This window comes from Streptomyces sp. NPDC057694 (assembly GCF_042799415.1).
GTDB lineage: Bacteria > Actinomycetota > Actinomycetes > Streptomycetales > Streptomycetaceae > Streptomyces.
The window spans coordinates 534,655-544,266 of record NZ_JBHVIX010000001.1 but is presented as its reverse complement, the minus strand read 5'-3'; the positions used below and the strand labels follow the sequence as shown (position 1 = coordinate 544,266).

Below are 9,612 nucleotides of genomic sequence, written 5' to 3'. Positions count from 1 at the left end.
CCCGTCTGCCCCCCTGACCCCACCCTGGGTATGCCCAGGGAGGGGGAGATGTACCCCCGCCCTCCATCTCCCCCCCCACTTCTGTGCTCAGGGGGCGACGATCAGGAAGCGACGAAGCGGGCGATCTGCCCGAGCACGGCCGTGTCCGTCAGATACCCGATGTGGGTCTGGCAGGCCACGTTGTTGTTGGTCGCGCCGTCGAGCCGGGTGCTCGTGTACGGGATGATCACGCCGTCGCACGCCGAGTACCAGGTGGCGTACTTGGTGTCGCCGGGCGTCTCGTCACCGGACGAGATCTGGGAGATGAACGAGGAGCCCGGGTACATCTGCTGGCACGTCGTGTAGACGAGACAGGCGCTGGCGTAGGTGGTGCCGTGGTTGGCGCCCGCGATCGAGGCGAGGTGGCTGACGCTGGTGTTGCCGCCCAGCACCTTCAGGTAGTACTGGCTGACCAGCCCGCCCATCGAGTGGTTGACGATGGCTACCTTGCTCGCGCCGGTCTTCGCCTTCACGGTGTTGACGTAGGAGGCGAGGCCCTGGGCGTTGGTGATGTTGTTGCCGTACGAGTTGTACTCGTAGGCGAAGAGGTTGGAACTGGACCAGCCGTTGGCGCGGAAGACGCTCATGGCGGTGACCCAGTTGGAGGCGTTGCCGGTGTAGCCGTGGACGAAGACGACCGGCGTACTGGTGGACAACGGCTGGACGGCGGCGGATCGCGTGGTGGTGGCCTGCGCGGCCGTGACCGCGGTGTCGGCGGCGCCTGCCGTCGTCGTGGCCGAGGAGAAGAGGGTGAACGCGACGGCTACGGCCGCGAGTACGCCGACCAGTCGGCGCGGGGGACGATGACGCGTGGAGCCCATGGAGCCCTCCTGACGGGGGTGTGCGGGTACCTGGTCCGATCAGGGTGGTGCTGCCGGGGCCGGACGCCATCGGCTAAATCGCCAGTGCAGTGACAGACATGAGCGGACCGATCTCGGTTAACCGGTCGGACATGGTGTGCTTCGGGGCCGTGGGCCCGCTCGTTCTGGGTGCCGCCGCGGACCCGCCGGCCGGCCGGGCCGCCGGCTGGACGGCCGCCGACCCGGACAGCTTCACCGGCTGACCCGCCCCCCCCGCAGCATCCGGCACTCGACACCTCAGGAAGGACACCTTTCTATGTCCCGCACCGTCGCCCGCCTTTTCACCGACACGCTGGAAGAGCTCGGCGTGCGGCACGTCTTCGGCGTCGTCGGTGACGCGCTCAACCCGCTCACCGACGCCATCCGTTCCTCCGAGACCCTCTCCTGGGTCGGCTGCCGCCACGAGGAGGCCGCCGCGTTCGCGGCCGGCGCCCAGTCACAGCTCACCGACACTCTCGGCGTCTGCATGGGCACCGTCGGCCCCGGCTCGGTGCACCTGCTCAACGGCCTGTACGACGCGGCCAAGAGCGGCACCCCGGTTCTCGCCGTCGCCGGACAGGTCCCGCTCTCGGAGGTGGGCACCGACTACTTCCAGGAGGTCGACAACGACCTCCTGTTCAAGGACGTGGCCGTCTTCCGCGCGACCATCACCTCACCCGAACAGCTCCCCGGCCTCCTGGAGGTCGCCGTACGCACCGCCATCGGCCGCCGGGGCGTCGCCGTCCTCACCGTCCCCGGCGACATCGGCGACAAAGAACTGCCCGCCGACCGGCCCGCGCGGTTGTCCGTCGCCGGCTCCGAGAACCGCCCCGACGACCCCGACCTCGACGAGGCGGCCCGCCTCATCGACGACGGCGGCGACATCACCCTCCTCGTCGGCCGCGGCGCCCGCACCTCCCGGGAGGACGTGCTCGCCCTCGCCGACCGGCTCGCCGCGCCCATGGTCCTCACCCTCAAGGCCAAGGAGGGCTTCGAGGGCGACAACCCCTTCCAGGTCGGCCAGACCGGCCTGATCGGAAACCCGGCCGCCGCCCGCGCCATGGACAAGGCCGACACCCTCGTGCTGCTCGGCACCGACTTCCCGTATCGCGAGTGGTATCCCGAGGGCAAGAAGGTCGTCCAGGTCGACCGGGTCGCCGAGCACATCGGCCGCCGCGTCCCCGTCGACGTGGCGCTCGCCGCCGACGTCGGCCCCACCGTGCGCGGACTGCTGCAACGGGTCGCGGCCCGCGAGGACCGCAAGCACCTCGACTCCGCCCGCGAGAAGTTCACCCAGTGGCAGGACGGGCAGCGCAGGCTCGCCGACCCCGGCCACGACAAGGGGCTGATCGGCAAGGTCCGCTCCGCCTTCGACAACCGCGACCAGCTGATCCGGCCCGAGGCGCTCGCCGCCGCCGTGGACGCCGCGGCCGCCGACGACGCCGTCTTCACCTCCGACACCGGCATGGCCACCGTCTGGCTGTCCCGGTTCGTCGAGATGCGCGGCAGCCGCCGGCTGATCGGCTCCTACAACCTCGGCTCCATGGCCAACGCGATGCCGCAGGCCATCGGCGCCCAGCTGCTCGACCGCGACCGGCAGACGGTCGCCTTCTGCGGCGACGGCGGTCTGTCGATGCTGCTCGGCGACCTCATGACGATCCGCACCGAACGGCTGCCGGTCAAGCTTGTCGTCTTCGACAACCAGCGCCTGGGCATGGTCAAGCTCGAACAGGAACAGGCCGGTCTCCCCGAGTTCGGCACCGTCCTGGACAACCCGGACTTCGCCGCCGTCGCCCAGGCTCTCGGCATCAAGGGCATCCGCGTCGAACGCCCCGAGGACCTCGCCGACGCCGTCACGCGCGCCTTCGCCGAACCCGGACCGGTACTCCTCGACGTCCTCACCAACCCCGACGAGATCGCCGTACCCGCCAAGCCCACCGTCCAGCAGGGCTGGGGCTTCGCGATCGCCAAGGTACGGGAGAACCTGCGCAGCACGGGAAGCTGAAACGACCGGATCGGATCAGTGGACGAGTTCTCCGCCGTGCGTGTCCGCCGCAAATCCCGGCCTCCCCGTCGATCCGGCTCCGTGTCATGCTCTCTACTCATCGGTAACCAATAGTTCGACCGGAGAGGGCTTCCAGTGGGTCGCGTTTTCACCGTGAGCAGGAGCATCGAGGTCGGGGTGGCGCCCCGGATCGCCTATCAGGCGGTGAGTCGCCCCGAGGACATGGGCCGTTGGAGCCCGGAGAACCGTGGCACGACGGGTGAGGCCGCGGCGGGCCCGGCGGTGGCGGGCACGTCGTTCGTCGGGCGCAACAAGCGGGGACGGTTCCGGTGGGTCACCCGGTGCACCGTCACCGCGGCCGATCCGGACAGCCGCTTCGCCTTCCGCGTCCACGCGATCGGTGCGCGCCGGCCCCGGCTGCGCGGGCCGATCGCCACGTGGGAGTACCGCTTCGAGCCGACCGAGCACGGCACACGTGTGACGGAGACCTGGACCGACGACCGCCGCGCCTGGCCCGACTTCGTCGCGAACACCTTCGACCGTCTCGCCACCTCGGGCCACACGTTCGCCGACTTCCAGACCCGGAACATCGACCGGACGCTCCAGAACCTCAAACGCGAGCTGGAGAGCGCCGACGCCGCCTGACCCGGCTCCCGGCCTCGGGCGGCGTGCGGTCGCCGACCTTCGCGGACCGTCTTAGCGTTTGGGGCATGAGCGAAGAATCGGGAGAGCGGTCGCTGGAGCGGGATGTCCTCGACGAGCTCGGCGACGACGGTATCCAGCAGCTCGCGGAGGTGCTGGGCACGGACGCGTCGGGCGCGCAGGACGTCCTGGGCAACACGGTGTCGGTCCTGTCGGGCGGTCTGCGCGAGCGTTCCGAGGAAGGGCCCGACGGCGCCCGGGAGGTGCGGGAGGCCATCGATGAAGCGGCCCAGCCGCCGCTCCAGGGCGTGGCCACGCTCGGTGGCCTGGGCGGGATGGCTTCCGGCGGGCTGCTGGCCGGACTCCTGTCCCGGATGAGCCGTCCGGCGGCCAACGTGATCGCGAAGAAGACGGGTCTGCCCGCGGCGAACGTGGCCCGCGGGATCGAGCTGGTCATCCCCGTGATCCTGGCCGTACTGAGCAAGCGGGCCGCACGCAAGAAGTAGTCGGGGCGACGGCGCCGGTCGCGGTTCTTCGGTCCGTCGGCCCTTCGGTTCTTCGGCGTTCTCCTGGGCCGGCTACGGCATCGGGCTGAGCCACACCGCCCCGAGCGGCGGGAGCCGCAGGGTGATCGAGGCCGGGGAGCCGTGGTGGGCGGTGGAGGACTGGGGGAGCAGGCTCTCGTTGAGGACGCCGCTGCCGCCGTAGCGCCGTGCGTCGGTGTTGAGGACCTCGTGCCAGGATCCCGTCGCCGTCTCCGGGACACCGATCCGGTAGTCGTCGCGCACCACGGGGGCGAAGTTGACGACGGCCAGCAGCGGGGCGCCGTCGCAGGTGTGGCGGACGAACGCGAGGACGTTGTCGTCCGCGGCGTCCGGCTCGGCCCAGGAGAAACCGGCGGGGTCACCGTCCCGCTCCCAGAGGGCCGGCCGCGCCGTGTACAGGTGGTTGAGGTCGGCCACCAGGCGCTGGACGCCCCGGTGGTCCTCGTGCCCGGGATGGTCCGCGCCGAGCACCCACCATTGGGGCCCCTCGGCCTCGGACCATTCGGCGCCCTGCGCGAACTCCTGCCCCATGAACAGCAGCTTCTTGCCGGGGTGGGCCCACATGTAGGCCAGGTAGGCACGGTGGTCGGCGCGCTGCCGCCACCAGTCGCCCGGCATCTTCGACACGAGCGACCGCTTCCCGTGGACGACCTCGTCGTGCGAGACCGGCAGGACGTAGTGCTCGCTGTACGCGTACACCATCGAGAACGTCAACTCGTCGTGGTGGTAGCGGCGGTGGACGGGATCGTGGGCCATGTAGGCCAAGGAGTCGTGGGACCAGCCCATGTTCCACTTGAGGCCGAAGCCCAGACCGCCGTGACCGCCCGCCGCCGCCTCGTCCGTCGGCCGCGTCACGCCGTCCCAGGCGGTCGACTCCTCCGCGATGGTGACGATGCCGGGGCAGCGCCGGTAGAGGGTGGCGTTCATCTCCTGGAGGAAGGCGACAGCGTCCAGGTTCTCCCGTCCGCCGTGCTCGTTCGGGGTCCACTGTCCTTCCTCGCGGGAGTAGTCGAGGTAGAGCATGGAGGCGACGGCGTCGACGCGCAGGCCGTCGATGTGGAACTCCTCGCACCAGTACACGGCGTTGGCGACGAGGAAGTTGCGCACTTCGCGGCGTCCGAAGTCGAAGACGAGCGTGCCCCAGTCGGGGTGGGCGGCCCGCACCGGGTCCTGCGGTTCGTACAGGGGACGTCCGTCGAAGTCGGCCAACGCCCACGCGTCGCGGGGGAAATGCCCCGGCACCCAGTCGAGGAGAACGCCGATGCCCGCCCGGTGCAGGGTGTCGACGAAGTACCTGAAGTCGTCGGGGGTGCCGAGGCGCGCGGTCGGGGCGTAGAAGCCGGTGACCTGGTAGCCCCAGGAGCCGCCGAAGGGATGCTCGGCCACGGGCAGCAGCTCTACGTGCGTGAACCCCAACTCCGCTACGTAGTGCACCAGTTCAGTGGCCAGCTCGCGGTAGGTCGCACCCGGGCGCCACGAGGCCAGGTGCACCTCGTACACGGACAGGGGCGCCGAGTGGGCGGGCCGGTCGCCGCGCCGCCGCATCCAGTCCTCGTCGCCCCATACGAAGTCGCTGTCCGTCACGACCGACGCGGTCGCGGGCGGCACCTGGGTGCGCCGGGCCATCGGGTCCGAGCGCTCCAGGCGAGTGCCGTCGGGACCCGTGATCTCGAACTTGTACAGGGCGCCCGCGCCGACACCCGGGACGAACAGCTCCCAGACGCCGGAGCTCCCCAGTGAGCGCATCGGCAGTGCCGTGCCGTCCCAGTGGTTGAAGTCCCCGCGCACCCGTACGCCCCTGGCATCGGGGGCCCACACGGCGAACCGGGTGCCCCGCACTCCCCGCCGCTCCTGCACATGGGCGCCGAGCACGGTCCAGAGTTCCTCGTGCCGGCCCTCGGAGACGAGGTGCAGGTCCAGTTCCCCGAGGGTGGGCGGGAAGCTGTACGGGTCGTCGACCTCGACAGCGGCCTCCGGATAGGCGACGCGCAGCCGGTACCCGCCCAGCACCGGGCCCTCGCCGAGCACCGCCGCCGAGCCCTGCGCTGCTCCCGAGCCCGGCACCGTCCCTGTGAAGAGGCCGTCGCCCTCGTCGTGCAGCGCCCAGGAGGCGGGACCCGCGACGACGGAGACGGCGCGCGCGTGCGGACGCAGACAGCGCACGACCACTCCGCCGGGGCCCGGGTGGGCGCCCAGGACGGCGTGCGGATCGTGGTGCTCCCCGCGCAACAGCCGGCCGCGGTCGTCCGCGTCCAAGGCGGGCGCGGGGCGCGCACGGTGGAGGGTGGTCGGGTCCACTTCGGCGACGGCCATCGGAGGGAACTCCCTTGACGGGGACGGATGATGAGTGATCAGAGGGTGCGGCACAGACGTGCCACGGCCGCCATGGGCACGGTGAGCCAGTCGGGGCGGTGGCCCGCCTCGTAGACGACCTCGTAGACGGCCCGGTCCGCTTCGTGCGCGCGCAGCACCACCGCGATGCCCCGCGGATCGAACCGGCCGACCTCGGCGTACCCGCCGCAGAACGTGGCCCGGGTGTGCTCGGCCCACTCCGGGCGCGGCGAGTCGCCGATGTGGGCCGCGTAGTCGAACGACCGGAGCATGCCCGCGACATCACCGACGGGGGAGTGGTCGCCCCGCCGCTCCGTCAGTGGCTTGGCCGGCTCGCCCTCGAAGTCGACGATGTGCCAGTCGCCGCCGGCCCGCAGCACCTGCCCCAGATGGAGATCGCCATGGACCCGCTGCAACGGCAGATCGGTGCCCGCCTGCGCGAACTCGGCGAAGACGGCGTTCAGCGCCGGTACGTACGCGCGCAGTGCCGGTACGAGAGAGGCCGCGTGCCGCAGCCGGTTCGTCATGGCGTCCGCCAGCCGTACGGTGTGGTCCGCGGGAGCCGCGGTGACGGGGAACGACTCGGACAGGGCCACGTGGAGCGCGGCCGTCGCCCGGCCCAGACCACGGGCCTCTTCGATGAACTCCGCTCGTCCCAAGGGTGATTGGGCGGAGTCCCGGGCCAGCGTCCACCCGTCCGTCGCGTCGGCGAGGTACGGCTGGACGACTCCCAGCGTCGCGAAGAACGGCGCGAACGAGTGGAACCAGGCCGTGGGCGCGAGGCCCTGCGCGTAGCCGTGCCGCGCCAGCACGGTCGGCACCTCCAGGTCGGGGTTGATACCGGGCTGCACCCGCCGGAAGAGCTTGAGGATGAGCCGGTCGCCGTAGACGATCGAGGTGTTCGACTGCTCGACGTCCAGGACGCGGGGCGCGAGGTTGCTCGGGACACCCGTGCGCGGGAACGACTCGAAGCGCAGGTTCCCCATGGTGCCGCCCCTGCGGATGCGGTCCAGGAGCAGCACCGTCGCGCGCTGGTCGTGCACGGCGTCGTACACCAGCAAGCCCCTGCCGGTGGGTCCCTCGACCTCGCCGATGACGTGGCCGCGCAACCGCGGCGGCACGTCGGTGCTCGCGCCCAGCAGCAACTGGTAGTGCACGCAGTCCGGTTCGCCGCGGTGCTCGACCCTGACCAGAAGGTGGAAGCAGCCGGGCGTGACCTCCGTCGCCGCGACCACGGACAGGCTCGTGATCTTGTTGTCGCGGCCGGCGAACCAGCGCTGGTCGGGCAGCCAGCGCGCCAGCAGCGCGGCGAGCCGCCCGCGCGTGTCAGCGGGCTCGGTCAGCAGGGACATGGCCGAGGACGACGGGGTCGGGAGGGACGCGGCCGAGAGGGACGTGGTCGAGGTGGTCATGGCGGATCAGGTCCAATCGTGGTGAGCGACACGAGGGGTGAGGCATGTGCCGCGCAGCCGGAACCAGTAGAAGCCGTGCCCCGCGAGAGTGAGCAGGTAGGGCAGTTCACCGATCGCGGGGAACCGGACGTCGCCGATGAGCTCGACCGGGTGCCGGCCGCTGAAGATCCGGAGATCGAGCTCGGTGGGCTGGGCGAAGCGGGAGAAGTTGTGGACGCACAGGACCAGGTCGTCCTTGTACTCGCGCAGGAAGGCCAGAACGGCGCCGTTGGAGGAGGGAAGTTCCTGGTAGGAGCCGAGGCCGAACGCCGGGTTCTGCTTGCGGACCTCGATCATGCGGCGCGTCCAGTGCAGGAGCGAGGAGGGCGAGGACATCGACGCCTCGACGTTCGTGACCTGGTAGCCGTAGACCGGATCCATGACCGGTGGAAGGGAGAGCCGGCCGGGGTCGCAGGAGGAGAAGCCGGCGTTGCGGTCGGGCGTCCACTGCATCGGTGTACGGACGGCGTCGCGGTCGCCGAGCCAGATGTTGTCGCCCATGCCGATCTCGTCGCCGTAGTAGAGGATCGGGGAGCCGGGCAGGGAGAGAAGCAGGGCGGTGAACAGTTCGATCTGGTTGCGGTCGTTGTCCAGGAGTGTGGCCAGGCGGCGCCGGATGCCGATGTTCGCCCGCATGCGCGGGTCCTTGGCGTACTCCGCGTACATGTAGTCGCGTTCCTCGTCGGTGACCATTTCGAGGGTGAGCTCGTCGTGGTTGCGCAGGAAGATGCCCCACTGGCAGCCGGAGGGAATGGCCGGGGTCTTCGCGAGGACCTCGGAGACGGGGTGGCGCGACTCCCGCCGCACGGCCATGAAGATGCGGGGCATGACGGGGAAGTGGAACGCCATGTGGCATTCGTCGCCGCCGGTCTGGTAGTCGCCGAAGTAGTCGACGACGTCCTCCGGCCACTGGTTGGCCTCGGCGAGGATGACGACATCGGGATACTGGGCGTCGATCTCCTTGCGAACCCGCTTGAGGAATGCGTGCGTCGCCGGAAGGTTCTCGCAGTCCGTTCCTTCCTCGGCGTAGAGGTAGGGGACGGCGTCGAGGCGGAATCCGTCGATGCCGAGGTCGAGCCAGAAGCGCAGGGCGGCGAGGATCTCCTCCTGGACGGCCGGGTTCTCGTAGTTGAGGTCCGGCTGGTGGGAGAAGAAGCGGTGCCAGAAGTACTGCTTGCGGACCGGGTCGAAGGTCCAGTTGGAGGCCTCGGTGTCGACGAAGATGATGCGGGCGTCCTGGTACTGCTTGTCGTCGTCCGCCCAGACGTAGTAGTCGCCGTACGGTCCCTCGGGGTCCGAGCGGGACTGCTGGAACCACTCGTGCTGGTCGCTCGTGTGGTTCATGACGAAGTCGATGATGACGCGCATCCCGCGCTGGTGCGCGGCGTCCACGAACTCCACGAAGTCCGTCAGCTCACCGAACTCCGGCAGCGCGGCGATGTGGTTGGCGACGTCGTAACCACCGTCCCGCAACGGCGACTTGAAGAAGGGAGGCAGCCAGATCGCGTCGATGCCCAGCCACTGGAGGTAATCCAGTTTCGCCGTGATGCCCTTCAAGTCGCCGACACCGTCCCCGTTGCTGTCGTAGAACGAGCGGACCAGCGCCTCGTAGAAGACGGCACGTTTGAACCAGTCCGGATCCCGCCGCCCGGTGGAACGGGGTGGGTTCGGCGTCGGGTCATGGATGGTCATGGTGATCTCCCTCCGTTGCAGCGTCCTTGCGGGTTCTGACAGAGCGAGCCGGGGCTCGGGCGCCGGGG

At 70.3% G+C, this 9,612-nt stretch carries 8 protein-coding genes; 4 read left to right on the top strand and 4 right to left on the bottom strand.

From position 1 onward, the window contains the following. Positions 1 to 101 precede the first annotated feature (101 nt). Positions 102 to 860: an esterase/lipase family protein gene (locus tag ACFVDP_RS02635; protein WP_383482057.1), complete on the bottom strand. Its 759-nt coding sequence runs from the start codon at positions 858 to 860 to the stop codon at positions 102 to 104. Between the two features lie 98 nt (positions 861 to 958). On the opposite strand from ACFVDP_RS02635, the gene ACFVDP_RS02630 reads away from it, so the two are divergent. The 4 genes from ACFVDP_RS02630 (at position 959) to ACFVDP_RS02615 (ending at position 4,031) form a co-directional block, all read left to right on the top strand. Next, positions 959 to 1,102 (top strand): hypothetical protein, encoded by a 144-nt coding sequence (locus ACFVDP_RS02630; RefSeq protein ID WP_383482054.1) that lies wholly within the window; start codon positions 959 to 961, stop codon positions 1,100 to 1,102. A 53-nt stretch (positions 1,103 to 1,155) separates the two neighbouring features. Next, positions 1,156 to 2,883, top strand: coding sequence for a thiamine pyrophosphate-dependent enzyme (locus tag ACFVDP_RS02625; protein ID WP_383482051.1), 1,728 nt, complete (start codon positions 1,156 to 1,158; stop codon positions 2,881 to 2,883). A gap of 135 nt (positions 2,884 to 3,018) precedes the next feature. Beyond that, positions 3,019 to 3,528 carry an SRPBCC family protein gene (locus ACFVDP_RS02620; protein ID WP_383482048.1) on the top strand — a complete coding sequence of 170 codons (510 nt, stop codon included), beginning with the start codon at positions 3,019 to 3,021 and terminating at the stop codon, positions 3,526 to 3,528. Between the two features lie 65 nt (positions 3,529 to 3,593). Next, positions 3,594 to 4,031 (top strand): DUF937 domain-containing protein, encoded by a 438-nt coding sequence (locus tag ACFVDP_RS02615; protein ID WP_383482045.1) that lies wholly within the window; start codon positions 3,594 to 3,596, stop codon positions 4,029 to 4,031. A 72-nt stretch (positions 4,032 to 4,103) separates the two neighbouring features. On the opposite strand, the gene glgB is transcribed toward ACFVDP_RS02615, so the two are convergent. The 3 genes from glgB to treS are packed head-to-tail and all read right to left on the bottom strand — an operon-like array spanning position 4,104 to position 9,544. Then, a complete protein-coding gene (glgB, locus tag ACFVDP_RS02610; protein WP_383482042.1) occupies positions 4,104 to 6,383 on the bottom strand; it encodes a 1,4-alpha-glucan branching enzyme in 2,280 nt (759 codons plus the stop codon). Between the two features lie 38 nt (positions 6,384 to 6,421). Beyond that, positions 6,422 to 7,813 carry a phosphotransferase gene (locus ACFVDP_RS02605; RefSeq protein ID WP_383482040.1) on the bottom strand — a complete coding sequence of 464 codons (1,392 nt, stop codon included), beginning with the start codon at positions 7,811 to 7,813 and terminating at the stop codon, positions 6,422 to 6,424. A gap of 6 nt (positions 7,814 to 7,819) precedes the next feature. Continuing rightward, positions 7,820 to 9,544, bottom strand: coding sequence for a maltose alpha-D-glucosyltransferase (gene treS, locus ACFVDP_RS02600; protein WP_383482037.1), 1,725 nt, complete (start codon positions 9,542 to 9,544; stop codon positions 7,820 to 7,822). Positions 9,545 to 9,612: the final 68 nt, after the last annotated feature.

Bases quoted from the DNA above. Each gene is read 5' to 3' on its own strand.
- treS (WP_383482037.1), bottom strand. From the start codon at position 9,544: ATGACCATCCATGACCCGACGCCGAACCCACCCCGTTCCACCGGGCGG.
- ACFVDP_RS02605 (WP_383482040.1), bottom strand. From the start codon at position 7,813: ATGACCACCTCGACCACGTCCCTCTCGGCCGCGTCCCTCCCGACCCCG.
- ACFVDP_RS02630 (WP_383482054.1), top strand. From the start codon at position 959: ATGAGCGGACCGATCTCGGTTAACCGGTCGGACATGGTGTGCTTCGGG.
- ACFVDP_RS02615 (WP_383482045.1), top strand. From the start codon at position 3,594: ATGAGCGAAGAATCGGGAGAGCGGTCGCTGGAGCGGGATGTCCTCGAC.
- ACFVDP_RS02635 (WP_383482057.1), bottom strand. From the start codon at position 860: ATGGGCTCCACGCGTCATCGTCCCCCGCGCCGACTGGTCGGCGTACTC.
- ACFVDP_RS02625 (WP_383482051.1), top strand. From the start codon at position 1,156: ATGTCCCGCACCGTCGCCCGCCTTTTCACCGACACGCTGGAAGAGCTC.
- glgB (WP_383482042.1), bottom strand. From the start codon at position 6,383: ATGGCCGTCGCCGAAGTGGACCCGACCACCCTCCACCGTGCGCGCCCC.